Raw genomic sequence first — 26,098 nt, 5'->3', positions numbered from 1 at the left:
TGGCTGTCCCACCTTTAAATTAACGACTTACGCAACGTAACAGCGGCTCCTTTTGGCACGTAAGCCGCCACTTTTGCACCCGGTTCATTGACTGTAATCCAGCCAAGTCCCGAGAAAACAATGTCTGTCTTCGCTTCTTTAATTGTCCATTCCTGCCGGACGAGTTCAAGTGCTGCCCCGCTGTGCCCTGCCGGCTTTAACAATTCACCTGCATGGTTTTCATATAAGGCATCGGCTTTTTCCAGTTTCGTACGGTGAATCTCAATTTCATTTGATACATGGCAAATAAATGATCGTCTGCCGCCGGAAATGTAATCAAATCGGGCGAGTCCGCCAAAAAACAATGTCTGCTCTTCGTTTAACTGAAAGACTTTCGGCTTGATTTCTTTTTTCGGAAGCAAAAATTTCAAGTTTTCTTTATCTACAAAATGAGCCATTTGATGATGATTGATAATTCCCGGTGTATCAACGAGCACGTGGCCGTCAGAAAGCGGAATTTCGATCATATCAAGTGTTGTTCCCGGAAAGTGTGACGTTGTAATAATGTCACCTTCACCCGTAATTTCTTGAATAATCCGGTTAATAAATGTGGATTTGCCGACATTTGTACAGCCTACTACATATACGTCTTTTCCGTTTCGATAATGCTCGATTGCATCCGCGGCCTCGCGGATCGCTTTTCCTTCTGATGCGCTTGTTAACATTACGTCGACCGGCTTTAAGCCGAGCTGGCTTGCCTCATGGCGCATCCAGTGAATGACCCGTTCTTTTTTAACAGACTTTGGAAGTAAATCAGATTTATTTCCGATTAACAATACCGGGTTTTTTCCGGCAAAACGATGCAGGCCTGGCAGCCAGCTTCCATTAAAATCAAAGATATCAACGATTTTCACAATTAACGAATCGGTATCACCAATTGTGTTTAAGATTTTTAGGAAGTCATCGTCTGTTAATTCAACGTCCTGCACTTCATTGTAATGCTTCAAGCGGAAGCATCGCTTGCAGACAATTGTTTCTTTTTCCAGTGCGGCAGCAGGTGCATAGCCAAGCGCATCCGGATTCGTCGTTTGAATAACAACCCCGCAGCCGTCACATGTAATTGTTTCATTCATTACTGTCTTTCCTCCCATTGAATCATCCCTTTACGACGGAAAAAATCCATTAATCTCCGCTCAACTTTCCGATTAATTCGCGTCCAAAATCCATCTGTTGCCGCAATTGGAATAACTAAAATTGTATAAATCCCGCTTCGATTTCCTCCAAATACGTCAGTCAGCAGCTGATCGCCGATCACGACTGTTTCACGCTTTTTCACACCCAACAGCTTAATCGCTTTTCTGAATGCTCGGCCCATCGGCTTTCGCGCCTCAAAAATAAAAGGTAGATCGAGCGGTGTCGAAAAAGAACTGACCCGCTTTTGATTATTATTTGATACGATTAATACTTTAATGCCTGCATCACGCATTTTTTGAAACCAATACAAAAGCTCAGGGGTCGCATCCGGCCTGTCCCAGGCGACGAGCGTATTATCAAGATCCGTTATGATCGCTTTAATTCCTTTTTGTTTTAGGCGTTCCGGTTCGATTTCCAGCACACTTTTTACTTGCTCATTTGGCAAAAATAATTTCAGCACAATGTACACCTCTACTATTCGTTTGCTTCTCCTATCATAGCCGATTTTCTCATATGTGACAAAGTAATAATGAGAACAAAAACTTTTCGACATTTTTTTCGTTTTTTTGTTTCTGTGGATAAAGTTATGCACAAATAAACATAATGATCTCAAGGGTTCATCCCAGTTATCCAAACTAACACTCATACTTATCCACCGGTACCTGTGGAAAAAGGAACAATTGTTCCCGACCCATTTTTTTGTTAAAATGTAAAAAAACATACTAACTAAAGGGAGATGATAGGTTATGCATTCTTTATCTGATCACTTACTTCTTTCCTCTTATAAAAAAGCAGCCCAACTAAAGCTAAATGATGACTTTCTCGCCCTCATGGAAAAAGAAATGAAACGGCGGGGCATCCAGTCGCAAAAAAGGAACAAACAGGAATAGCCGTACCTCCTTCTGAATATACTTCATATAAAAGGAGGGATCATCATGATTGAACTAGCAGCCGCTCTCTCTTTTTTGTTAAAGGAAGCGGTTTTTTTCGTCTCTTATGTAAAACATAATGCGTTTCCGCAGCCTCTAAGTGCCGCAGAAGAAAAAAGATATTTGGCTCTTCATGAACAAGGAGACCGCCAAGCCCGTGCAAAGCTTATTGAACATAATCTCCGTCTTGTTGCCCATATTGTGAAAAAATTCGAAAAAACGCATCATGATACAGAAGATCTTATTTCAATTGGCACCATTGGATTGATTAAAGGAATTGAAAGCTATTCCGGCAAAAAAGGAACAAAGCTGGCCACCTATGCGGCACGGTGCATTGAAAATGAAATCCTCATGCATTTTCGGTCTTTAAAGAAAACAAAAAAAGATGTGTCTCTTTATGATCCGGTCGGCCGTGACAAAGAAGGAAACGAAATCAGCCTCCTTGATCTATTAAAGACAGAAGATGAAGATGTCGCCGGACGCTTATCTCTTCAAATGGATATTGACCAAATGAAAAAGTGTCTGGCGGTTCTTGATGAACGCGAATTATCCGTCATTGCTGCACGTTATGGCTTAGCGAATGATCAAGATGAGACACAGCGCGAAATTGCGGCAAAAATGAATATTTCAAGAAGCTACGTCTCCCGCATTGAAAAAAGGGCCCTTGCCAAAATGATGCAGGAGTTTAAGCGGATTCAAACGAAACAAAAAAGGGCTCCAAAAGATCTGGAGCACCCTTCAAATCACTTTTCCTCAATCGATTGAAACAGAGATCATAACGCCCGTTACCGTTGCCAGAAGCAACCCCATAATCATCATAACCATTCGTGACAACTCTCCTTTTCATCCACTTTATTCATTACTCTTACTTTATCATAAAATATATCTTTTTGTACTTGTTTCTTACGCTTTTTGGAGCTGTTCAACCATTTTTATTACCAAATTAGCTGAATGAAGACCCGCTTTTGGCAAAAATTGTTCAAACGAAATATTCGATTCCTTGCCAGCAATGTCAGAAAGCGCCCGAATAATGACAAATGGCACCTTAAATTGATAAGCAACCTGAGCAATGGCTGCAGCTTCCATTTCAACCGCCTGAAGACCGGGGAACGTCTCTCCAATAGCTTGAACACGGGCTGGATCATTCATAAAGGAATCGCCGGTTGCGATAAGCCCTTTAACCGTTTTAAGCTCTGAATCCTCTTCTGATGCCCTATAGGCGATATCAATAAGCTTTTCATCGGCTTGAAATGCTGCCGGGAGCTGTGGCACCTGGCCATATTCATAACCGAATGCAGTCACATCCACGTCGTGGTGACGGACTTCTGTTGAAATGACGACATCACCTACTTGCAAATCAGGAGACAAACCGCCGGCTGAACCCGTATTGATTACGACATCCGGCTTGAATTCATGAATAAGCACCGCTGTTGTCATCGCGGCGTTCACTTTCCCGATCCCTGAACGAAGTAAAACCGTGTCGACGCCATGAAGCAGCCCGATTGTAAATTCACTGCCGCCAATCATCTTTATTTCTTTATTTTCCATTTCACGACGTAAAATCGTTACTTCTTCTTCCATTGCTCCAATAATCGCTGCTCTCATCTGTAGCACTCCTTTTGTTTAGCTCCGCAAAAAAACCCGCCGTCAAAGCGGGTTTTAGCGGATTTTATCGGGCTTTATCGTTTTCTTCGAGCTTTTGCACTTTTGTTGGCTTCCAGCCTTCACCGTCTACCCATTCAATGTATACACGGTACGCTTCATTTTTGTTTGACTTCGGTGATACTGTTCCAATGGCAGCTTGAGGGCCATTGCCACTAATATACCAAACTGTCATGCCGCTCAACGGAATACCGGTGGCATAAGCTAGAGCCTGCTCTTTTTCCTGCCAATCGGCTGAATCCGTTTCAAAGGAAGACGTATGCTCACCTGATTGGGTCGTGCCTACACCTTCCCAGTTCGGATTCACAATATCCTGCTCAACATTAGGCTCGGTGCCTTCTGAAACAACAACCTCTTCATCCGCTGGTTTTTCTTCTGTTTCTTCTTCGCCGGCCGGTTCTTCTGTTTCAGCCGGTTCTTCCGTTATTTCATCAGTTGGTTTTTCTTCTGTTTCTTCATCCGAAACAGCGGCTGTTTGATTCTGCTTTGTTTCTTCCGGCGCTGCCGGTTCCTCATCATTTCCACCAGCGAATATAGTAAATCCGACGATGATAATAAGCAGCACGACAACAGCAATGGCTGTATTTAAAATGCGGTTCGTTTTTCTCCGCTTTGTTTTGCGCTGGGCACGCGACGACTGTTCCATTTGCTTCTCCTCCTCATTACGCTTCCATTTTAACACGTCTCGTTTGCCGGATAAAAGTTTTTAAGCAAAAAAAGCACAAAAGGCCCCTGCCTTTTGTGCTCTTTTCATTAATCGATTGAAACGATTTTCACATTCATTTCACCAGCAGGCGTTTGAACGATGACTTTGTCGCCCACACGCTTGCCAAGCATACTTTTGGCGATTGGCGAATCGTTTGAAATTTTCCCTTCAAATGGATCCGCTTCCGCACTGCCGACAATGGTATAGCTTTCTTCTTCGCCATCTGGAAGTTCAATAAAGGTCACTGTTTTTCCAAGTGACACTTCATCTGCATTCATTTCACTTGCTTCAATAATTTTTGCATTGCGGATCATGGTTTCGATTGTGCCGATCCGGCCTTCTACAAACGCCTGCTCTTCTTTTGCTGAGTCGTATTCAGAGTTTTCCGACAGGTCGCCGAAGCTGCGGGCGATTTTAATGCGTTCCACAACCTCTTTCCGTTTTACAGACTTTAATTGTTCAAGCTCTTGCTCCAGTTTTTCTTTCCCTTCCCGTGTCATCGGGTATACTTTTTCGTTCGACAACTTCTTCCACTCCTTTAATGTTCACAAAAAAAGCACTTAAATATGAGCGCGCCCCTTCCAATTTAGAAGGCGCGCGTTTTTCCCATTGTATGCCTGTTTCATAAAAACATACTATAAAATGTCTTTTTGTTCAAGAATTGTTTGTATTTTTGCAATTAATAAATCGATCGCCACTTTGTTTTCGCCGCCAATCGGGATAATCACATCGGCATATCGTTTCGTCGGCTCGATAAACTGATTGTGCATGGGGCGGACGACTTCTGTATACTGCCCGATAACCGAATCGAGTGACCGGCCGCGCTCTTTTGTATCACGTGTCAGCCGGCGGATAAACCTTAAATCCGCATCGGTGTCAACAAAAAGCTTTATATCCATTAAATCACGAAGCCGTTCATCCTCCAAAACAAGAATGCCTTCAAGAATAATCACGTCTTTCGGCTCAAGCGGAATTGTTTCGGAAGAACGGGTATGGTTTGCATAATCGTATACCGGCTTCTCGACCGGACGACGGTTCATCAGCTCATTCATCTGTTCAATAAGCAGTTCATTATCAAATGCAAACGGGTGATCATAATTTTGATTCAGCCGTTCTTCAAATGTAAGATGGGATTGGTTTTTATAATAATAATCCTGCTCGATCATCATAATCGAGCCACCTTGAAAATAATCGTAAATCGCACGGGCAACACTTGTTTTTCCAGAACCTGATCCGCCCGCGACGCCGATCACAATCGGCTTTTTGCTCATGAATGTCACAGCCCTTTCCGCATCATATCATCTTTTGAAACAGGACGCTCCACTTTGAAACGGACAATTTGAAGCGGGTGGCGGGCTGCATCAAGTTCATTTCCATCTTCATCAACCACAGTGCCGATGATCTGATTGAACGTGTCCAAATTCGGTCCGAAAAATTCCACTGTGTCACCAGGGCGGAAGAAATTCCGCTGCTGTAATGTTACCATTTGTGTTGCTTTATCGTAATCGACAACGAGTCCTGTAAAGTCATGCGACGCTTTTTTTCCATGAACGCCGAAAAGCTGTTCATCAGCACCTGGTGTTCCAGCGAAAAATGCTGGTGCTGCCGGGCGGTTCGCACATTTTTCCAGCTCTTCAAGCCATTCGTCTTGAATAGTGAAGTTTTCCGGATCAGCACAGTAGGCGTCTATCACTTTCCGGTATACGCCCACAACGGTTGCGACATAATGAATGGATTTCATGCGTCCTTCAATTTTCAAACTGTCAATGCCGAGTTCAATAAGCCCAGGAATGGATTGCAAAAGACGTAAATCTTTCGGGCTCATCGCAAATGGTGAATCGCCTTCCTGGGTAATCGCCACTTCTGCGCCATCTTCCATTTCCACCAAGTTATAATCCCAGCGGCACGATTGGCAGCAGCCACCCCGGTTGGAATCACGTGCTGTCATATGGTTGCTCAGTACGCAGCGGCCCGAATAGGCAATACACATTGCCCCGTGAATAAACGTTTCAATTTCAATATCCACTTTTTCTTTCATGAGACGCATTTCTTCACCTGTCGTCTCGCGGGCAAGTACAACACGGTCCAGCCCTTCATCTTTCCAATACTTCACCGCACGCCAGTTTGAAAGCGACTGCTGTGTGCTTAAATGCACTTCAACGTTTGGCGCAACACGGCGGCATGTTTCAATAATAAGCGGATCTGCCACAATAATACCTGTCACACCTGCTTCGCCAACCCCGCGCAAATAGTCTTCCAGCCCGTCAATATTTTCATTGTGGGCAAAAATATTTGTAGTCACATATACTTTTGCGCCGTATTCTTTCGCAAATGCCACGCCTTCCTTCATTTCCTCAAATGTAAAATTACCGGCATTTGACCGCAGGCCATATTCCTGACCGCCGATATAAACGGCATCCGCCCCGTAACGAACAGCAATTTTCAATTTTTCTAGCGTGCCAGCCGGTGCTAAAAGCTCCGGTTTTTTTACAATGACCCGTTTGCCATCGATGATTTCAGATATACCATCGTTTTTCAATCCGTTCATTCCCGTTTCCTCCTTTATTAATAAACCGTCTCTTTAAAGAAAAAGCCTGAGTCGAGTGGACGATGTTCCTGCTGCAGCGCTTCTGCCGCTTCGAGCATGCCTTCTTTTTCTTCCTCATATTGATCCGGCTGATCGACACATAAGTCAATCGCTTTCCGGTATAGTTTCGTTGTTTCGATGCGGTATTCTTCTGTCTGAAGGACACCGTCAATTTTAAAGGAATCAATGCCTGCTTCCACTAAATCCTGCAGTTCATCGATAATGCACATATCATTTGGGCTCATAATGTGGGTGCCGTTTGCATCTTCATAGATCGGGTATTTATTGCTTCGTTCCGCATCGTGAAGCAGCATGTTTTGTGTGCCTTGCCGTTTTTGGATTTCCATGCTTTTGCCCATGTACTCAAAATAATGACCTAAAAGCGGCCGTTTAGATTGAAACATACACGTCATCCCATGAACCTGTACTTCAATTTGAACATCTGCCTGTTCTTTTGTTTCAATAACTGCATCCATGCTTAGTTCGCGTGCTAATACTGCACGGACAGCTCCTCGTTTTCCCCAATAATTCGCTGTGTAATAATTTGTGGCGATCGTTTCAGGACTCCAGTGCAGCGGGAATCCTGGCGCTGTTTCTCTCACAGCCATGACAACAGCCGGATCTCCGAATACAATCGCATCCGCCCCGGCCCCTTTTACAAAAGCTACATAGTCATCCAGCTCATTCGCAATCTCGTTATGAAAAATCGCATTAACAGCGACATATATTTTTTTTCCATGTTCATGTGCGAGCGCGACAGCTTCCTTCACCTGCTGACGGTTAAATTCTCCCGCAAGACGTAAGCCGTACCGCTGCTCGCCGATTAAAAACGCATCGGCTCCTGCTTCTATTTGTTTCTTTATTTCATTGACGCTGCCTGGCGTCACGAGTAGTTCAGGTTTATTCATTTTTCTTCACTCCGTTTTATGCTGATGGCAATTCCGTCACCGGATGGAATAATAGACGTATCATATCCAGGATGGGCCATGAGCCATTCATTGTAATCGGTAATTTTCTGCGCCATTTTTTCGATACGCTTTGACGGTGCCAAAGCTCCAGCGGCATACCCTTTAAACAACACGTTATCTGAATAAATGACACCGCCTTGTTTAAGCATAGGGACGTACAATTCAAAAAAGCGGCGGTACTGCCCTTTTGCCGCATCAATAAAGATGGCATCAAACGGTCCGTTTTCCGCTGCTTTTTCCGCCAGTTCAAGCGCATCACCAAATAAAATGTGAATACGGTCTTGATTACCTGACCGGTTAATGTATTCATTGGCCTTTTCAAATCGGTCTTCGTCTCTCTCAATCGTTGTGATGTGCAGCCCTGGAACAGCCTCTGCCATTCGAAGAGCGGAATAACCAATCGCTGTGCCGATTTCAAGCAAACGGGCAGGATTTTGCAGCTTCAGCATCGACAGCAGTGTATCCATTCCAACCGGCTCCATAATCGGTACATGATGCTCAGCTGCATACTGCTCCATCTCGCTCGGCAGGCCCTCTCGTGGCATTAAAAGTGATTCAATATAGCCATGTATATCGTCTTTCATGGTAATAATACCCTCTTTTCTAAGAAAAAGAGAAAGCTATAAAAGCTTTCCCGTGTCTTTATGCGCCCGAATTATTTTATCATAGAAAGTACAGAAAATCTATGTGCGCTTTCTATTGATTGTTCGTAATGTATTTTGCTTTCAACTTATTATGTTCATCGAGCGTTTTTGAATAATACACGTCTCCTGCCGGCGAAGCGAGGAAATAAAGAAACTCAGTCTGCTCCGGCGCAAGCACTGCTTCCATCGAATCAATACCGCTGTTGCCGATCGGACCTGGTGTCAGTCCTTTCACCCGGTACGTGTTATAGGGAGAATCTACTTTTAAGTCTTCATACAGAACCCGGTCTTTATGCTGGCCATGCGCATATAACACCGTCGGGTCTGTTTGCAGCGGCATATTTATCTTCATCCGATTATAAAAAACGCTGGCAATTTTTTTACGGTCTGTTTTTCCCGTTGCTTCTTCTTCAACGAGTGAAGAAAACGTTAAAAAATCATGAACGGTCATGCCGGATGCTTTAATTTGCTCCGAATAGCCCTGCACAATCTCATCTGTTTTAGCGATCATTTCTTCGGCAATTTCTTCGACCGTTTTCGTCGGGTCATCAATATAATAAGTTGCCGGATATAAATAGCCTTCAAGCGGATAACGGATATTTTTGTCCATAACGGCTTCTGTCACAAGTGCTGGATGATTCGCCATCATTTTTTTTAAAAATGCTTCATCGTTCAGCACAGCAAGAACAGCATCCGCGCTGCGGTCCGTTTCTGCTGCGATCACCTCGGCAATTTGTGTCAGCTGGTAGCCTTCCGGAATTGCCAGTGCTCCATTCGCGGATCCAATCACTCTGCCTTCTTTTAATGAAGCCATGATATCATCCGGCGCCATTGAAGGAGAGAGCACGTATTCCCCTGCCTGAAAATCGCCTTCTCCTTTATACTTCACATAATATTTGAACAGTGTAGCATTTTTCACAATCCCATTGTCTTCAAGCGTCTGAGAAATGGAGGATAAGCTTGATCCAAGTGGAATTGATATATTTACTTCTTCTTCACTTTCAGCATCTGCGGGCTCAGACGCACTTTGCCATACGTAATATGCCCCTGCTGCACCGGCCGCTGCCAGCAGCAAAAACAAAAACAGCATAATTAAAACGGCTCTTTTTAACCGCCTTTTTCGTCCAGAAGCCGGCGGAAAAACATCATTCGACATAAAAATCCCCTTTCGACACCATCTTTCTTCTTTATAGTATACAAGAATGGTATAAAAAGAAAAAGAACAGGCGCTTAGAAGATCGCCCGTTCTCTCTATTTACTCTTGTTCTTCGTCATCAAGAAACGTGTTAAGCATTTCTTCAATCATTTCCCATTCTTCGTCCGATTCGATCGGCTCAAGCTCGCCATCTTCTCCTTCATCTCCTGGAGTAAAAGATGATGCATGGATTTCAATTTCTTCGTTGTCATCTTCTTCCGCACCTACCGGGAAGTAAAGAACATATGATTTGTCAAACTCATCGTTGTGAAATGTAAATAATACTTCACAAAGCTGTTCATTGCCGTTTTCATCAATTACTGTAATTTGCTTTTCGCCATGTTCCATTATGATGGTCACCTCATTATTTTTGGCTGTCGAGATATCCCTGCAGAATCATCATCGCAGCCATTTTGTCGATTACTTTTTTGCGCTTTTTCCGGCTGACGTCCGCGTCTATTAGCACCCGTTCCGCCGCCATTGTTGTCAATCGTTCATCCCAAAGAACAACCGGCAGGCTGAATGTTTCCTCGAGAAGGCCCGCAAACATTTTTGCGGCTTCTCCTCTTGGCCCTACTGTATTATTCATGTTTTTCGGAAAACCGACAACAAATTTGCTCACTTCATGCTCCCGCACAAGTTCGCCGATTCGGTCAAGACCAAATTCACCTGCTGCCTCGTTAATTTTTATTGTCTCAATGCCCTGCGCTGTCCAGCCGAATGCATCGCTAATCGCAATGCCCACTGTTTTCGTGCCGGCGTCAAGGCCCATTGTTCTCATGATGTTGGTTCCTCCTGCTGTTCTTTCAGGTACGTTTTGACGAGCTCTTCAATAATTTCATCCCGTTCAAGCCGACGGATTAAATTTCGCGCATCGTTATGGCGCGGGATGTAAGCCGGGTCTCCAGAAAGCAAATAGCCAACAATTTGATTGATTGGATTATACCCTTTTTCTTCCAGTGCGCTATGAACTTTCAGCAGCACTTCTTTTACATTTTCATCATACGGCTCTTCCGGAAAATTAAAACGCATTGTCTTGTCAAAAGAACTCACTGTCAGCACCTCACTTCAGGCGGATATTGAATGCCCGCTTCTGTACGATATGTTTCATTGTACAACAAATGACAACATATTCAAATGGATTTCACCCATTCAAAAGCAATTTGTAATGCTTCGTCGATTTTCGATGGATCTTTCCCGCCTGCCTGCGCCATATCCGGACGGCCTCCGCCGCCTCCGCCAAGGCATCCGGCCACTTCTTTTACCAGTTTGCCTGCATGAAAGCCTTTTTCCGTTAAATCACCTGTGACAGCTGTGACCACATTCACTTTTCCATCTGCGGCCGCAATCAACACGATCACACCCGGTGTTACTTTTTGTTTTAATTCATCTGCCATTGTACGGAGTGCATTCATATCCGCTGCTTGGACATTCGCCGCAAGAAGCTGCACGCCATTAACTGTTTCAATTTTATCCGTAAGGCTTCCTGCTTCTATGTTTGACAATTTTTTTGAAAGTGATTCATTTTCACGCTGCAACTCACGTATTTCAGCCTGCAGGCTGTCCGCTTTTGCCAAAATGTCTTTCGGATTTGACTTTAATTTAACTGAGGCTTCTTTTAACACGCTTGCCTGTTCATTTAAATAACGGAATGCTCCTTCGCCTGTGACCGCTTCGATGCGGCGTGTACCCGCCCCAATTCCACTTTCAGACAACACCTTAAACAGGCCAATCTCTGCTGTACTAACAACATGGCATCCACCGCAAAGCTCAAGGCTGTAATTACCGATGGATACAACCCGGACGATATCGCCATATTTTTCGCCAAACAATGCCATCGCGCCCATTGCTTTTGCTTCGGCAATTGGTTTAAACGCCGTTTCTACCGCAATTCCCTGCCAAATTTTTTCGTTTACAATCGTTTCCACCTGAGCAATTTCATCGGCGGTTACTTGCCCAAAATGTGAAAAGTCAAAACGAAGCCGATCCGGTTCTACGAGTGACCCCGCCTGGTTTACATGCGTACCGAGGACATCTTTTAATGCTTGATGCATTAAGTGCGTTGCTGTGTGATTTTTAATAATTTTGCCGCGTGATAATACGTCCACTTTTGCTGTTACACTGCTGCCTGCTGCAAGAGTCCCGCTTTCCACGACAGCATTATGAATATTTTGGCCGTTCGGCGCTTTTTGCACATCTTTTACCAGGACACGGGCTGTTTCAGACTCCAGCACCCCTTTATCAGCAATTTGACCGCCGCTTTCCGCATAAAATGGTGTTTCTTTTAAAATAAATTGAATTTCTTCGCCTTCGTGTGCTTCGTCAGCAAATGCCCCGTCTTTGATTAAAACGGCCACAGTTGTATCAATCGTTAACTTGTCATACGTAAACGTGCTTTCTTCTGTTACAGATGACAAGACGCCCCCTTGCACCTGCATCGAATCTGTATCTTGACGAGCGGCACGCGCGCGATCACGCTGCTGCTTCATTTCACGCTCAAATCCTGCGTGGTCTGCTTTCATTCCTACTTCTTCCGCATATTCTTCGGTCAGTTCAACCGGAAAGCCATACGTATCATACAAACGGAAAATATCAGCGCCATCAATCGTATCTGAACCGGCTGCTTTCTCTTTTTCAATAACAGCCGAAAGAATGGACAGCCCTTCATTCAACGTTTCGTGGAAGCGTTCTTCCTCGTTTTTAATGACTTTTTGAATAAACGCTGTTTTTTCTGACACTTCTGGATAATAATCGTTCATTACATCCCCAACGACTGGCACAAGCTCATACATAAATGGACGGTTAATACCGATTTGTTTTGCGTATCGAACCGCACGGCGAAGCAGGCGGCGTAAAACGTAACCGCGTCCTTCATTTGATGGAAGCGCCCCGTCGCCAATCGCAAAAGCAACCGTTCGAATGTGGTCCGCAATCACTTTAAAGGCGGTATCCTTTTCGTCATTTACCCGGTACTGTTCACCGGAAATACGTTCTGTTTCACGAATGATCGGCATAAATAAATCCGTATCAAAGTTCGTTGGCACATTTTGCACAACAGAAGCCATCCGCTCAAGACCCATGCCCGTATCAATATTTTTCTTTGGAAGTGGTGTGTATGTACCGTCCGGGTTATGGTTAAACTCAGAGAATACGAGATTCCACACTTCTAAATACCGATCATTTTCACCGCCCGGATACAGTTCCGGATCGTTTTCATCAGCGCCATATTCCGCGCCGCGGTCATAGAAAATTTCTGTGTTAGGTCCAGATGGGCCTTCCCCGATATCCCAGAAGTTTCCTTCCAAACGGATAATACGCTCATCCGGTACACCTACTTCGTTTTTCCAAATGAGATACGCTTCTTCGTCTTCCGGGTGAATCGTTACGGATAGTTTTTCAGGATCAAATCCGATCCATTTTTCATCCGTTAAAAATTCCCACGCCCAGTGAATCGCTTCTGTTTTAAAATATTCACCAATTGAAAAATTTCCGAGCATTTCAAAAAATGTATGGTGGCGTGCTGTTTTGCCGACGTTTTCAATATCGTTCGTCCGGATCGATTTTTGTGCATTTGTAATACGCGGGTTATCTGGAATAATCCGCCCGTCAAAATACTTTTTTAATGTGGCCACGCCACTGTTGATCCAAAGCAAGCTCGCATCATCAATTGGTACAAGCGGAGCGCTCGGCTCAACCCGGTGCCCTTTTTCCTGGAAAAATTCTAAATAGAGGCGGCGAATATCCGCACCCGTTAATGCTTTCATCATAAAATCCTCCTTAAATTATGTATACACTCCGAAAAAAGACAGCAAAAAAAGCCCCATCCCCTAACAGGGACGAAGCTTGTTCGCGGTACCACCCTGATTGCCAATTCTCACATAAGAATTCGCCTCTCAAACGCCTTAACGCGGCAGACGGCAGTGATTGCTGCACTCAGAACCCAGCTTTCCATCATCCTTTCATCCAAAATGTCTTCCAGCCAAGGACATTTCTCTCTTTGAATGGGCTATGATGTACTCTTGTCCTTCTTCGATTTGTCGAAATTCATATACCCGAATTATAAAAAGGATTCGGGCGTTTGTCAATAATGCTCACGACCATTCATCAAGCTGTATAAGCGATCCATCTTCTTCTACTTGGTGAATAACAAGACCGCCTTCTAGTTCTGACATTTCTACGCAGCAGTCATGACAGTAATAATGATCGGAGCCGATTCGGCCTACTTCCCGGCTTCCGCAGTTCGGACACGATTGCATCATGATCCCTCCTGTTTTTTGCCATCAGTATGTCCGAATCGTCTGCTTTTTATACTGCCATGAAATCGTATGGAGTAATGCCTTCCATGCCGATCATCGGATCGATCGCCATCCATGTGTCTTCTGTTAATTTCTCATTCGGCTTACTTGCTGTTTCTTCCGCTGAAAGACGTTCGGCAAGCGCCGTTTTCCGAATTAAATCATCATTCCGGCCAATGCCAATATTAAACGCTTCTTCTTCCCCGCACAGAATCAAAAATTGCTTGCTTCTCGTAATCGCTGTGTAGAGCAAATTCCGCCTGAGCATCCGGTAATAGCTTTTGACGACCGGCAAAATGACGATTGGAAACTCGCTTCCTTGCGATTTATGGATCGAGCAGCAAAATGCATGCGTAATCTGGTTTAAATCATTCCGCGTGTACGTCACTTCATTTCCTTCATACGAAACGATCACCATGTCTTCTTTTTCGGTATTTTCTTTCGCATAAAAAATCGAAATAATTTCACCGATATCCCCATTAAACACATTTTGTTCCGGCTGGTTCACAAGCTGCAGCACTTTGTCGCCAATCCGGTATTTAACCGATCCGAACACCAATTCTTTTCGACGGCCGTCTTCGTTCGGGTTGAGGACTCGCTGCAGCACTTCGTTTAATTTATCAATGCCGGCAGGCCCTTTGTACATGGGTGCCAGCACTTGAATGTCCCGCGGCTCGTATCCTTTTCCAGCAGCGTTTTTCACTACTTTTTCGATAACGTCCGGAATTTGTCCGGTTCCGCACCTGATAAACGAGCGGTCTTTTTGGGGGGCGGTGAGCGTTTCCGGCACGAAGCCATCTTTAATGCTGTGCGCAAGGCTGATAATCGAAGAGCCTTCTTCCTGACGGTAAATATCTGTCAGCCGTACAGAAGGAATCACTTTTGATCCAAGCATGTCTTTTAGTACCTGTCCCGGACCGACCGACGGAAGCTGGTCTTCGTCGCCGACTAAAATAACTTGCATATCGTCCGGCACCGCTTTAAACAGCTGATGCGCCAGCCAAATGTCGACCATTGATGTTTCATCAACAATTAACAACCGCCCGCTGATCGCATTGCCTTCTTCTTCTGGCTCTTCCTGTCCATTAAACCCGAGAAGCCGGTGGATCGTGACTGCGGGCAGTCCGGTCGATTCCATCATCCTCTTTGCTGCACGCCCAGTCGGCGCGCAAAGCTTGATTGGAAATGGATCGTCCTTGTCGTACTTTTTTGGATCAAGAGACAACCCGTGCAGCTCCCCGTATAACTCCACAATGCCTTTAATGACCGTTGTTTTCCCAGTACCAGGCCCCCCTGTTAAAATCATCAGGGGCGACGCAAGCGCGGTTTGGATCGCCTGCTTTTGCGACGGCGCATACGCAATGCCAGTCCGATCCTCGAGTTCACCGAGCGCCAGCAAAAATTCCGATTCCGGAAACGAGTGCGGTTCCTGTTCGAGGACACGCTGTATGTTTGTGACTAGCCCTTTTTCCGAAAAATAAAGAGAGGGCATATACACACGCTGCTCTTCTCCTGACACCTTTCCTTCTTCCTCAAGCTCAATCAGCCGGGTAGCAATCGTGTCAAATTCAGCGGTGCCATTTGCACTTTTATCAAGCAGCTCTTTTACACTGCTTAATAACTCTTTCGCTTCCACATAACAATGTCCGTCTTGCAGGCACTGCTGTTCAAGCGAATACAGTATCGCTGCTTTCAGCCGATCTGGATGGGCGCCGCTAATGCCGATCTGCGCGCCAATCTCATCCGCCCGAATAAATCCAATACCCTCAATGTCTTCTACAAGCCGGTATGGATTTTCCTGAATGACATTGAGTGACTCTTCATAATACATTTGGTAAATTTTCATCGACAGCTGCGGACCGAATCCAAATTCATTTAACGTGACCATAATTTGTTCAAGTCCCTGATGTTTCATGAGTGTATCGTATAAGATGTCCGCTTTTTCAGCCGGCAGGCGCGGCACTTTTGCCAGGCAGCTTTTATCCGCGATAATTTTTGAAATCGCCTGCTCGCCTAGTGTTTCGACTATGGACTCAGCTGTTTTTTTGCCGATGCCTTTAAATAAATCTCCGGATAAATATGCAATAAGACCTTGTTTAGTCTGCGGCATTTCTTTTTGGGCCGTGCGGGCGATAAACTGCCGGCCAAACCGCGGGTGGTCTTTAAAATGACCGTTGAATATGTACATTTCATGCTCATGAACCGCCGGAAAATACCCGGTAACAACCGCTTCTTTTTCCTCGTACTTCCCGTCAGTTTCAGCGACGCGGACACGAAGAACAGTATAAAAGTTTTCGTTATTCCGAAAGATCGTGACAATATGCCGGCCTTTTAAAAACTGTTCCCCTTCTGTGAATAAATCCCGTTTCTCTTGCCCCACGCCGTCCACCTCCGTTTAGTTTGCAGAATCCAATAATTTTTTTCCGTAGCCCGCGAGCATGTGGTCTGGCTGAAGTTCAAGCGCACGGTCAAAATAGCCGTGTGCTGTTTCCGGCTGCTCATAGTGACCTGCATATAAAACACCCAAATTATAAAATGCATCCGCGTGAGCCGGTTCCTGGCTGATTACGACTTGCAGATTTTTTTCCGCCTCTTCATATTGCTCCGTTTTTGCCAGGGCAAGTGCAAATTGAAAACGCGCTTCCACGTCCTCCTCATCAAGCTCAACCGCACGCATCAAATATGGCAGCGCCATGACGGTCTGGTCCAAATACAAGAAAGACAATCCCAGCATAAAATACGCATCCGCTTCTTCCATGCCATTGCGGATCGCTTTTTCAAAAAACTGTGCCGATTCTTCAAACCGTTCCTGACCGAAATAAAAAGAGCCAAGCGCATAATGAGCCGCGCTTGAAGAGGGATCCACTTCCACCGCTTTCTGATAAAATTTTAATGCCCGCTCCATGTCATTCATTTCGGCAAGGACGTGGCCAAAATTGATGTAAGCAGCCGGATCTTGCGGCTTTTCTTCAATTTGCTCGGTAAAAAGCTTTAGCGCTTCTTCCCATTTTCCTTCTTGTAACAATTCGATGCCCTGCTGATTTTTATCCATGTGACGCCTCCGTTTATTTTTCCCTATTATAACAAAGAAGGCCGCTCCACGTGTAGAGGAGCGGACCCGCGATCAGCCGACGTAGTCAAGCTTCTTATTTTCTTTGTATACTTTATCGATCGTCCCGCCGCCGAGGCAGATATCGCCGTCGTACAACACAACAGCCTGGCCTGGCGTGATGGCGCGTACCGGCTCGTCAAACACAATATGTGCTGTACCTTCACCCGTACGTGTAACAGTGACGCCTGTGTCAGCCTGCCGATAACGGAATTTCGCTGTACAGTGAAACGTTTCCGGCACTTCTTTATTGGTCGTAAAACCGACTTGAACTGCATCAAGTGAATTCGAATAAAGCGTTTCATGATGAAAGCCCTGTACAACGTAAAGCTCATTCGTTTTTAAATTTTTGCCGCCCACAAACCAAGGCTCGCCGCTTCCGCCGATGCCAAGACCGTGACGCTGGCCGATCGTATAATACATTAAGCCGTCATGGCGGCCCATTTTTTGGCCGTCAAAGGTCACCATATCGCCAGGCTGTGCCGGCAAATACTGGCCTAAAAACTGTTTAAAGTTTCGTTCGCCGATAAAACAAATACCGGTTGAATCTTTTTTTGTCGCTGTCGCCAAACCCGCTTCCGCCGCAATTTCACGAACCCGCTTTTTCTCAAGCTCTCCGATTGGAAACATTACTTTATCCAGCTGGCTTTGCGACAGCTGATTTAAAAAGTACGTCTGGTCTTTGTTGTTGTCAACGCCGCGGAGCATTTTCACTTCGCCATCTGTCCGGTCAATACGCGCATAATGTCCTGTCGCCAAATAATCTGCGCCAAGCTTCATGGCGTGGTCGAGAAATGCTTTAAACTTAATTTCCTTATTGCACATAACATCCGGATTCGGCGTCCGGCCTGCTTTATATTCATCTAAAAAATACGTAAATACTTTATCCCAGTACTGCTTTTCAAAATTGACCGCATAATATGGAATGCCAATTTGATTGCAGACGCGAATAACATCATCATAATCTTCTGTTGCCGTGCAGACGCCAAACTCATCGGTATCATCCCAGTTTTTCATAAAGATGCCGACAACGTCATACCCCTGCTCTTTTAAAAGAAGCGCCGCAACCGAAGAATCAACGCCTCCTGACATACCGACTACAACACGGGTGTCTTTCGGTGCTTTCATTTCTTCATCCTCTTTCTATGAAAGCCGCTTTGCGATTTCCGCAGTTTTAAGAGCGGCTTGTTCGATTTGTTCTTTTGTATTATTCAGCCCAAAACTAAACCGGATCGATGAGCGCAGCTTTTCTGAATCTGTTCCAAACATGGCCGTTAATACATGGGAGGGCTCAATAGACCCTGCTGTGCAAGCTGATCCGCTTGAAGCCGCGATGCCTGCCATATCGAGATTCACTAAAAACGCTTCGACGTCTGTTCCAGGAAAAAATAAGTTTAGCACATGTGGCAGTGCTTGTTCAACTTTGCCGTTCGCTGAAAAAGAAGCGCCATTTTTCGTCAGTACCTCTATGAATGTCTGCTTCATTTCAGCGTAGAGAACGGCCCGTTTTTCCCGCGTGTTTTCGGCAATTTTTGCTGCTTCCGCCATGCCTGCGATCGCTGCTGTGTTTTCAGTGCCCGCCCGCCGCTTACGTTCTTGTTCACCGCCATGCAATAGTGGCTGCAAAAGCGTTCCCGTCTTTATATAAAGAGCGCCGATTCCTTTTGGCCCATTAATTTTATGACCTGATACCGCCAAAAGGTCCACTTGTAATTCGGCGACATCAATCGGCAAAATTCCATACGCCTGAACCGCATCCACATGAAAAAGAGCTGGATGGCCTGCAAGAAGCTGTCCAATTTCTTTGATCGGCTGGATGGCGCCTGTTTCATTGTTTCCATACATAATCGTCACAAGAATGGTATCATCGCGCAGCGCTTCCTGCACGTCTGAAACGGAGACAATACCCTCTTTGTTTACTGGCAAATATGTAACATCGAAGCCTTCTTTTTCGAGTGCTTTACACGCATGCAATACAGCATGGTGCTCAATGGCTGATGTGATAATATGACCCGACTTTCTGGATCGTGCCGTCCCAAAAATCGCCATATTATCCGCTTCTGTACCGCTTCCGGTAAAAATTACATCGTTAAATCCAGCATTCATCGTTTTCGCGATAACCGTTCTGGCTTCATCAACAATTCGCCGCGAATCCCGCCCAAATGAATGAATACTCGATGGATTTCCATACGTTTCTGTTAAAACAGCGGCCATAGCCGCCGCCGCTGCCGGGTGAACCGGCGATGTCGCTGCGTGGTCTAAATAAATTCTTTCCATGTTGGCACCTCGTTAAATATAAAACATGTACGCGTCTGATTCATCGGCAGTTGTATGATTAGCCAAATCATCAAGCGTTGTATTTTCCAAAACACCTTTAATCGCTTCGCTGATCCGAATCCATAATTCACGCTTCGCCGGCTCTTCTTCTTCAATGCCTTCGACAAGTGTAATCGGTCCTTCGAGCACACGGATAATATCGCCCGCTGTAATATCCCCTGGTTCATGGCCAAGCACATAGCCGCCATATGCACCGCGGATACTGCGGACAAACCCGGCATTCCGAAGCGGCGCAATCAGCTGCTCTAAGTAATGCTCGGATAAATCATGGGCGCCGGCGATAACCCGCAGCGATGTCGGGCCTTCCCCGTGCCGTTTAGCGAGTTCAATCATAATCGTCAAACCGTATCGTCCTTTAGTTGAAATTCTCATCTATAACTGCCCCTCTTCTTTTTAATCCAATGGTTTGTATAGTATATCATTTTATATGGGCAAAAAACATGCCGGAATACTCAGGTATATGTTAAAGTGAATCAAACAAACGAGAAAGAGGGATTTACATGAAGCCGCTCGCCTATCGAATGCGGCCGCGCACAATTAACGATGTCGTTGGCCAGGAGCACTTAACAGGTGAAGGCAAAATCATCAGACGGATGACGGAAGCGAAAAAATTATCTTCAATGATTTTGTATGGTCCGCCTGGTACCGGCAAAACGTCTATTGCCAGTGCAATTGCCGGTACGACGCAGTATGCGTTTCGAACGCTGAATGCGGTCACAAGCAATAAAAAAGATATGGAGATTGTCGCTGCTGAAGCGAAAATGTCCGGCACCGTCATTTTGCTTTTGGATGAGGTGCACCGTCTTGATAAAGCGAAACAGGATTATTTATTGCCTTTTTTAGAAAATGGCATGATTGTTCTGATCGGTGCAACGACGAGTAACCCTTATCACGCCATTAATCCAGCCATTCGCAGCCGCTGCCAAATTTTCGAAGTAAAGCCCCTCACGCCAGAATCAGTAAAAAAGCTGCTTAAAGGGGCTCTTCAAGATGAAGAACGTGGTCTTGGCACCTGTAAAACAGAAATAACTGCTGAAGCTCTTGCTCATCTTGCCCAAGCGTCCGGTGGAGACGTTCGCAGTTCGCTAAATGCACTTGAACTTGCGGTGACCTCTACGAAACCAGATGAAAATGGGATCATTCACATTACGCTCCAAACGGCTGAAGAATGCCTGCAGCAAAAAAGCTTTTCACACGACAAAGATGGAGATGCCCACTATGACGTACTGAGCGCTTTTCAAAAATCAATACGGGGAAGCGACGTGAACGCGGCTCTCCACTATTTAGCCCGGCTTATTGAAGCGGGAGATCTTGTCAGCATTGCCCGCCGCCTCGTAGTCATCTCGTATGAAGATATTGGCCTTGCAAGTCCCCAAGCCGGCGAGAGAACACTATCAGCTGTTGAAGCAGCAGAGCGGCTCGGATTCCCGGAAGCACGCATTCCACTCGCAAACGCAGTTGTGGAGCTATGTTTGTCGCCCAAATCCAATTCCGCCTATAAAGCGATTGATGCGGCGCTTGCGGACGTACGGGCTGGACGCGCAGGCGAAGTGCCGGCTCATTTAAAAGATGCCCACTACAAAAGTGCAGCTAAACTCGGCCGGGGTGTCGACTATCAATATCCGCATGATTTTGAAAGTGGCTGGGTGGCTCAGCAATATTTACCGGATACATTAAAGCACAAGCGTTACTTTGCCCCTAAACAGACCGGTAAATTTGAGCAGGCGCTGTCGCAAATATATGAAAAAATTGAAAAAGGAAAAAAAGAAACACGCCAGTAGAAAATGCCGGCGTGTTTTTTTGGGATTAAAACCCGATTTTCCGCTGCGTCCGCTCTTATTCAGCAACATCGCGCTTTACAAAGACGGTAAAAGTAAAAAGGTGAAAGACAAGAAAGCAAATTAATAGCCTAATGAGTGAAAAACTTATCGTCATCCCTATTCCAATGGCAAGCGAGCTGCTGCGGAAAACAGCAGAGGCCGTAAACGCCATTGTCGCTAAAATAAGCACCTCTACTGACTTCATGGTATAAATCTTCACGAGGTGAAAAAGCATATTTTACTCGGCCACCTGCCCATTTACATACGCTAAATGAGCGGATTGCCCTGAAAGACCGAACAGTGCCGCCCCGGTGATGATTGAAAATAGAAATAAGACACTCAAAAAACAGACAAAAAGACCGTTTCCACAAAAAAGATCACCCTTTTAAAAGGATGATCTTTTCTAGTCATTTACACGTGTGATTTTTATATCTTTTAAAATATCACGAACAACGTAGCTCGCTGCAATTAATCCCGCAACCGATGGAACAAATGCATTGGAAGCGGGCGGCATTTTCGCTTTGCGAATTTCCGCATCATCATTGCCGACGACCTGCCGTACATCTTCACGAATAACAATCGGGCTTTCATCTGAAAAAATGACGGGAATGCCTTTTTTAATTCCCTCTTTCCGCAAACGCGTGCGAATTACTTTTGCAATTGGATCCGTATGCGTTTTGGAAATATCCGCTATCGTAAACCGGGTAGGATCCATTTTATTCGCGGCTCCCATACTTGAAATGATCGGGATATCCCGCTTCAAGCATTCCTTCATTAAATGAATTTTGTACGAAATGGTGTCAGACGCGTCGACAACGTAATCAAGGCCATAGCTAAAAAATTCTTCATACGTTTCTTCTGTATAAAACATTTTCAGCGCGATCACTTCGCAGTCCGGATTGATATCGGCAATCCGCTCTTTCATTAAATCCGCTTTTGGCTGGCCGACTGTTGATAAAAGCGCGGGCAGCTGGCGGTTAATATTTGTAATATCGATTACATCTTTATCAACCAAAATTAAACGTCCCACACCGGAACGGGCAAGTGCTTCAGCAGAAAATGAGCCGACACCGCCGATCCCGAGAACGGCAACGGTTGTATTTTTTAATAAGTTAAGGCCTTCTTGTCCAAAGGCGAGTTCATTGCGGGAAAATTGATGAAGCATATGAAAATCACTCCTGTTTTTAAACATAAAAAAAGACGGCGAATCCCAATCGTGCCGTCGTTGTAAAACATATGTTTTGAACCCGCTCTACAGCAGGTGGGTGCCCTGTTTCGGGCGTTGCAAGTCCCCGCAAAGGGCATGTGCGCAGTCCAAAAACTCAGACTCCCAAACATATAGTGTTCGGTCAAAACAGAATGTGTAACTAACGTACACATCAGGATTCGCCTTATTGGATACATCTTATCATACGTTTTTTTTTAGGTCAACTAAGATTCTCTTGAATTAATCAGAAAATTAAAAATACATCTTTTGTCTTATTTAGCGGTCTGGCTGACGCGCAAATGAAGCTCTTCCAGCTGGGCACTTGATACTTCACCCGGCGCATCTGTCAACACATCCGCGGCACTTGCCGTTTTCGGGAACGCAATCGTATCCCGCAAGTTTGTCCGCCCTGCAAGCAGCATAACAAACCGGTCAAGACCAAGTGCAATCCCACCGTGTGGAGGCGTTCCATATTCAAATGCATCTAAAAGGAAGCCAAATTGTTCTTTCGCCTGCTCTTCTGTAAAACCAAGCAGCTTGAACATTTTTTCTTGAACATCCCGTTCAAAAATACGGATCGAACCGCCGCCGAGCTCATAGCCATTCAAAACGATATCATAGGCCTGCGCCCGTACCGCACCCGGGTCTGATTCCATTTTTTCAAGGTCTTCACGGAACGGCATTGTAAATGGATGGTGTGCTGCATAATAACGGCCTTCTTCTTCATCGTACTCAAGCAGCGGCCAGTCGGTTACCCATAGGAAATTGTATTTTGACTCGTCGATCATACCAAGCTCTTTTCCAAGCTTTAAGCGAAGTGCGCCGAGGGCATCCGCCACAACCTTCTTTTTATCTGCAACAAACATGATCAAGTCACCTGTTTTTGCTCCAGCTGTTTGGAGCATTTTCACCTGCTCTTCTTCTGTGAAGAACTTAATGATCGGACCTTTCATGCCGTCTTCTTCTACTTTCAGCCACGCAAGACCTTTTGCGCCGTAAATCGCGGCAAATTCAGTTAAATGATCGATGTCTTTACGCGAATATTTTTCTCCGCCACCCGGTACGCATAATGCTTTTACCTGGCCGCCCGATTCGACAACTTGCGCAAACACTTTAAAGCCGGAACCGCGAACGACATCCGCCATATCGATCAACTCAAGACCGAAACGTGTATCTGGTTTATCAGAACCAAAACGGTTCATTGCGTCATCATACGTCATACGCTGGAATGCGCCGTCAATTTCCACATTTTTCACGCGCTTCATCACTTTTTTAAGCATTTCTTCAGTCATTTGCATAATGTCTTCCTGGCTCATAAAGCTTGTTTCAATATCGACTTGTGTAAATTCAGGCTGACGGTCGGCGCGCAAGTCTTCGTCACGGAAGCAGCGGGCAATTTGATAGTAGCGGTCAACGCCGGATACCATGAGCAGCTGCTTGAAAATTTGTGGTGACTGCGGCAAAGCATAAAATTCGCCAGGATGCACACGGCTCGGTACGAGATAGTCACGTGCGCCTTCAGGTGTTGATTTTGTTAAAATTGGCGTTTCAACGTCTAAAAAGCCGCCTTCATCCAAATAATCACGAATTGTTTTTGTAACGTCACTGCGCATTTTCAATGTTTCAAACATAACCGGACGGCGAAGATCCATATAGCGGTATTTCAAGCGGACATCTTCGTTTACTTCTGTTCCGTCTTCAATCATAAATGGCGGTGTTTTTGCTTCACTCAGCACGTTAATTTCTGTCACGTGTACTTCAATTGTACCGGTTGGAATGTTTTCGTTTACTGTTTCCGCATCACGCTTCACGATCGTTCCTTTTACATCGAGCACATATTCATTACGGACTTTTTCCGCAACAGCAAGTGCGTCTGCTGAAATTTCCGGATTAAAGACAATCTGCATGATGCCTGTACGGTCACGCAAATCGATAAAAATTACGCTGCCAAGATCGCGGCGGCGCTGCACCCATCCTTTTAATGATACAACTTGCCCAATATGCTCTTCGGTCATTTGACCGTTATAAAACGTGCGTCCAAACATTTAGTTCGCCTCCATTTTTGTTTTCAAATAATTCGCCAGTTCATTTAGCGGAACCTGATCTTGAGAACCTTCTGCCATATCTTTTACGGTAATCCGGTTTTCCGTTAATTCATCTTCACCGAGAATAGCAGTAAAGCGTGCATGTTGACGGTCTGACGCTTTAAGCTGAGCTTTCATTTTCCGGTCCTGATAATCCCGCTCTGCCGAAAGACCCGCTGTCCGTAATTCATGAACAAGAGAAACAGATCGGTCTTTCGCCGCATCACCGAGCGCAACGATAAAGCAGTCGAGCCCTTTATCAATCGGCCATTCGACTTTTTCCGCCTCCATTGCGGCAATAAACCGCTCGATGCTGAAGGCAAAGCCTATCCCTGGCGATTCCGGACCGCCAAGCTGCTGTACAAGGCCGTTGTAGCGCCCGCCGCCGCATAGCGTCGTAATGGCACCAAACCCTTCCGCCTCACTCATCACTTCAAATGCAGTGTGATTGTAGTAATCCAGTCCGCGGACAAGCTTTGGATCGATTGTATATTGAATGCCGACTGCATCTAAGTATGCTGTTACTTTTTCAAAATACGCTTTTGATTCTTCGTTTAAATAATCTAAAATCGACGGCGCTGTTTTCATCAGTTCATGATCACGGTCTTTTTTGCAGTCCAAAATCCGCAGCGGATTTTGCTTCAGGCGCATTTGACAGTCACCGCAAAACTCCTCAATATGCGGCTCAAAGTGGCGAATTAGCGCTTCGCGGTGTTTCGTCCGGCTCTCAGCGTCCCCGAGCGAATTAATGACAAGTTTCAGCTTTTTCAGCCCTGCCATTTTGTAGATGTCCATGACAAGACCGATTACTTCTGCATCAATGGCGGGATCTTCACTGCCAATTGCTTCAACGCCAAACTGGACAAACTGGCGGTAACGGCCTGCCTGCGGGCGTTCATAGCGGAACATCGGACCTGTGTAATACAACTTTACCGGCTGATCTGCCATACCAAACATTTTATTTTCAACAAATGAACGGACGACGGCGGCTGTTCCTTCCGGACGAAGTGTTAAGCTGCGTTCACCTCTGTCTTCAAACGTGTACATTTCTTTTTGCACAATGTCTGTCGTATCACCAACGCTTCGTTTAAACAGTTCAGTATGCTCAAAAATCGGCGTCCGGATTTCTTTATAGTGATAACGGCGGCATACGTCTTTTGCAATTGATTCAATGTACTGCCATTTTTCCGACTGGCCCGGCAAAATATCCTGTGTGCCGCGTGGAATGTTCACTGACATGATAGTTCCTCCTTTAGTAGAAAAGCGCAGGGCGCCCGTTTATCGGCGACAAGCAATGGCGGAGGCGTTCTTTGCCTCCACAAGGGCTTGCTTAGAGCAAAGGCTAAGAACGCGGCATCGTGCCGCAACGCCTTTGTGACTCA

Annotated in this window: 27 protein-coding genes, 1 other RNA gene and 1 other annotated feature; of the genes, 3 read left to right on the top strand and 25 right to left on the bottom strand. The window is 45.4% G+C overall.

The annotated features are described in order from the left end of the window. Positions 1-14: 14 nt before the first annotated feature. Together yqeH and BA724_RS12000 are read right to left on the bottom strand one after the other, a co-directional pair. Positions 15-1,112: a ribosome biogenesis GTPase YqeH gene (gene yqeH, locus BA724_RS12005; RefSeq protein ID WP_083256211.1), complete on the bottom strand. Its 1,098-nt coding sequence runs from the start codon at positions 1,110-1,112 to the stop codon at positions 15-17. Then, complete coding sequence (locus BA724_RS12000) at positions 1,112-1,633, bottom strand: YqeG family HAD IIIA-type phosphatase (RefSeq protein ID WP_069938902.1); 522 nt, start codon at positions 1,631-1,633, stop codon at positions 1,112-1,114. The genes yqeH and BA724_RS12000 overlap by 1 nt, the downstream gene beginning before the upstream one ends. Before the next feature lie 286 nt (positions 1,634-1,919). On the opposite strand from BA724_RS12000, the gene sda reads away from it, so the two are divergent. Together sda and sigK are read left to right on the top strand one after the other, a co-directional pair. Beyond that, positions 1,920-2,063 (top strand): sporulation histidine kinase inhibitor Sda, encoded by a 144-nt coding sequence (sda, locus tag BA724_RS11995; protein ID WP_069938901.1) that lies wholly within the window; start codon positions 1,920-1,922, stop codon positions 2,061-2,063. 45 nt (positions 2,064-2,108) lie between these two features. Next, the gene (gene sigK / locus BA724_RS11990) at positions 2,109-2,867 is read left to right on the top strand and encodes an RNA polymerase sporulation sigma factor SigK (RefSeq protein WP_069938900.1); all 759 of its coding nucleotides are present in this window, start codon (positions 2,109-2,111) and stop codon (positions 2,865-2,867) included. 138 nt (positions 2,868-3,005) lie between these two features. Here sigK and mtnN read toward each other — a convergent pair whose 3' ends face one another. The 18 genes from mtnN to cymR form a co-directional block, all read right to left on the bottom strand. Next, on the bottom strand, positions 3,006-3,707 hold the full coding sequence (gene mtnN / locus BA724_RS11985) for a 5'-methylthioadenosine/S-adenosylhomocysteine nucleosidase (protein ID WP_069938899.1): 702 nt from the start codon (positions 3,705-3,707) through the stop codon (positions 3,006-3,008). Positions 3,708-3,771: 64 nt separating this feature from the next. Next, on the bottom strand, positions 3,772-4,410 hold the full coding sequence (locus tag BA724_RS11980) for a DUF1510 family protein (RefSeq protein ID WP_069938898.1): 639 nt from the start codon (positions 4,408-4,410) through the stop codon (positions 3,772-3,774). A gap of 107 nt (positions 4,411-4,517) precedes the next feature. Continuing rightward, entirely contained in the window at positions 4,518-4,994 is a 477-nt protein-coding gene (greA, locus tag BA724_RS11975) for a transcription elongation factor GreA (protein WP_069938897.1), read from the bottom strand. 111 nt (positions 4,995-5,105) lie between these two features. Next, positions 5,106-5,741, bottom strand: coding sequence for a uridine kinase (gene udk, locus BA724_RS11970; RefSeq protein ID WP_069938896.1), 636 nt, complete (start codon positions 5,739-5,741; stop codon positions 5,106-5,108). Between the two features lie 5 nt (positions 5,742-5,746). Further along, positions 5,747-7,018, bottom strand: a complete 1,272-nt coding sequence (locus tag BA724_RS11965; RefSeq protein WP_069938895.1) for a peptidase U32 family protein — start codon at positions 7,016-7,018, stop codon at positions 5,747-5,749. A 17-nt stretch (positions 7,019-7,035) separates the two neighbouring features. Next, entirely contained in the window at positions 7,036-7,965 is a 930-nt protein-coding gene (locus BA724_RS11960; RefSeq protein ID WP_069938894.1) for a peptidase U32 family protein, read from the bottom strand. Next, a complete protein-coding gene (locus tag BA724_RS11955) occupies positions 7,962-8,609 on the bottom strand; it encodes an O-methyltransferase (RefSeq protein ID WP_069938893.1) in 648 nt (215 codons plus the stop codon). Before BA724_RS11955 ends, BA724_RS11960 begins: the two co-directional genes overlap by 4 nt. A 112-nt stretch (positions 8,610-8,721) precedes the next feature. Then, positions 8,722-9,825, bottom strand: coding sequence for an endolytic transglycosylase MltG (gene mltG, locus BA724_RS11950; RefSeq protein WP_069938892.1), 1,104 nt, complete (start codon positions 9,823-9,825; stop codon positions 8,722-8,724). Positions 9,826-9,924: 99 nt separating this feature from the next. Beyond that, entirely contained in the window at positions 9,925-10,212 is a 288-nt protein-coding gene (locus BA724_RS11945) for a DUF1292 domain-containing protein (RefSeq protein WP_069938891.1), read from the bottom strand. Positions 10,213-10,228: 16 nt separating this feature from the next. Then, on the bottom strand, positions 10,229-10,645 hold the full coding sequence (gene ruvX, locus BA724_RS11940) for a Holliday junction resolvase RuvX (RefSeq protein WP_069938890.1): 417 nt from the start codon (positions 10,643-10,645) through the stop codon (positions 10,229-10,231). Beyond that, complete coding sequence (locus BA724_RS11935; RefSeq protein ID WP_046173908.1) at positions 10,642-10,917, bottom strand: IreB family regulatory phosphoprotein; 276 nt, start codon at positions 10,915-10,917, stop codon at positions 10,642-10,644. Before BA724_RS11935 ends, ruvX begins: the two co-directional genes overlap by 4 nt. Before the next feature lie 80 nt (positions 10,918-10,997). Then, positions 10,998-13,628 (bottom strand): alanine--tRNA ligase, encoded by a 2,631-nt coding sequence (gene alaS / locus BA724_RS11930; protein WP_069938889.1) that lies wholly within the window; start codon positions 13,626-13,628, stop codon positions 10,998-11,000. Between the two features lie 65 nt (positions 13,629-13,693). Continuing rightward, positions 13,694-13,903, bottom strand: a binding site (T-box leader). Positions 13,904-13,955: 52 nt separating this feature from the next. Then, positions 13,956-14,120, bottom strand: coding sequence for a hypothetical protein (locus BA724_RS18635; protein WP_169818544.1), 165 nt, complete (start codon positions 14,118-14,120; stop codon positions 13,956-13,958). A 49-nt stretch (positions 14,121-14,169) separates the two neighbouring features. Then, positions 14,170-16,539, bottom strand: a complete 2,370-nt coding sequence (recD2, locus tag BA724_RS11925) for an SF1B family DNA helicase RecD2 (protein WP_069938888.1) — start codon at positions 16,537-16,539, stop codon at positions 14,170-14,172. Between the two features lie 15 nt (positions 16,540-16,554). After that, positions 16,555-17,211: a tetratricopeptide repeat protein gene (locus BA724_RS11920; RefSeq protein WP_069938887.1), complete on the bottom strand. Its 657-nt coding sequence runs from the start codon at positions 17,209-17,211 to the stop codon at positions 16,555-16,557. 72 nt (positions 17,212-17,283) lie between these two features. Beyond that, positions 17,284-18,396 carry a tRNA 2-thiouridine(34) synthase MnmA gene (mnmA, locus tag BA724_RS11915; protein ID WP_069938886.1) on the bottom strand — a complete coding sequence of 371 codons (1,113 nt, stop codon included), beginning with the start codon at positions 18,394-18,396 and terminating at the stop codon, positions 17,284-17,286. Positions 18,397-18,411: 15 nt separating this feature from the next. After that, complete coding sequence (locus BA724_RS11910) at positions 18,412-19,545, bottom strand: cysteine desulfurase family protein (RefSeq protein WP_069938885.1); 1,134 nt, start codon at positions 19,543-19,545, stop codon at positions 18,412-18,414. Between the two features lie 12 nt (positions 19,546-19,557). Next, complete coding sequence (cymR, locus tag BA724_RS11905; protein WP_069938884.1) at positions 19,558-19,977, bottom strand: cysteine metabolism transcriptional regulator CymR; 420 nt, start codon at positions 19,975-19,977, stop codon at positions 19,558-19,560. A 128-nt stretch (positions 19,978-20,105) separates the two neighbouring features. Between cymR and BA724_RS11900 the strand changes: the two genes are divergently transcribed. After that, positions 20,106-21,386, top strand: coding sequence for a replication-associated recombination protein A (locus BA724_RS11900; RefSeq protein ID WP_069938883.1), 1,281 nt, complete (start codon positions 20,106-20,108; stop codon positions 21,384-21,386). A 55-nt stretch (positions 21,387-21,441) separates the two neighbouring features. Here BA724_RS11900 and BA724_RS11895 read toward each other — a convergent pair whose 3' ends face one another. The 5 genes from BA724_RS11895 to hisS all read right to left on the bottom strand — a co-directional run bounded on the left by BA724_RS11895 (position 21,442) and on the right by hisS (position 25,955). Then, positions 21,442-21,630 carry a hypothetical protein gene (locus BA724_RS11895; protein WP_141719932.1) on the bottom strand — a complete coding sequence of 63 codons (189 nt, stop codon included), beginning with the start codon at positions 21,628-21,630 and terminating at the stop codon, positions 21,442-21,444. Between the two features lie 198 nt (positions 21,631-21,828). After that, entirely contained in the window at positions 21,829-22,590 is a 762-nt protein-coding gene (locus tag BA724_RS11890; protein ID WP_069938881.1) for a tRNA threonylcarbamoyladenosine dehydratase, read from the bottom strand. A gap of 38 nt (positions 22,591-22,628) precedes the next feature. Next, positions 22,629-22,814, bottom strand: a non-coding RNA gene (gene ssrS, locus BA724_RS11885) — 6S RNA. 90 nt (positions 22,815-22,904) lie between these two features. Further along, entirely contained in the window at positions 22,905-24,677 is a 1,773-nt protein-coding gene (gene aspS, locus BA724_RS11880) for an aspartate--tRNA ligase (RefSeq protein WP_069938880.1), read from the bottom strand. Then, positions 24,678-25,955, bottom strand: coding sequence for a histidine--tRNA ligase (gene hisS / locus BA724_RS11875; RefSeq protein WP_069938879.1), 1,278 nt, complete (start codon positions 25,953-25,955; stop codon positions 24,678-24,680). It abuts the gene before it with no gap. Between the last annotated feature and the right edge of the window lie 143 nt (positions 25,956-26,098).

The sequence above is a fragment of the Domibacillus iocasae genome, from assembly GCF_001750285.1.
Classification (GTDB): Bacteria; Bacillota; Bacilli; order Bacillales; family Domibacillaceae; genus Domibacillus; species Domibacillus iocasae.
The sequence above is the reverse complement of the archived record's forward strand: the minus strand, read 5'-3'. Positions and strand labels throughout refer to the sequence as shown.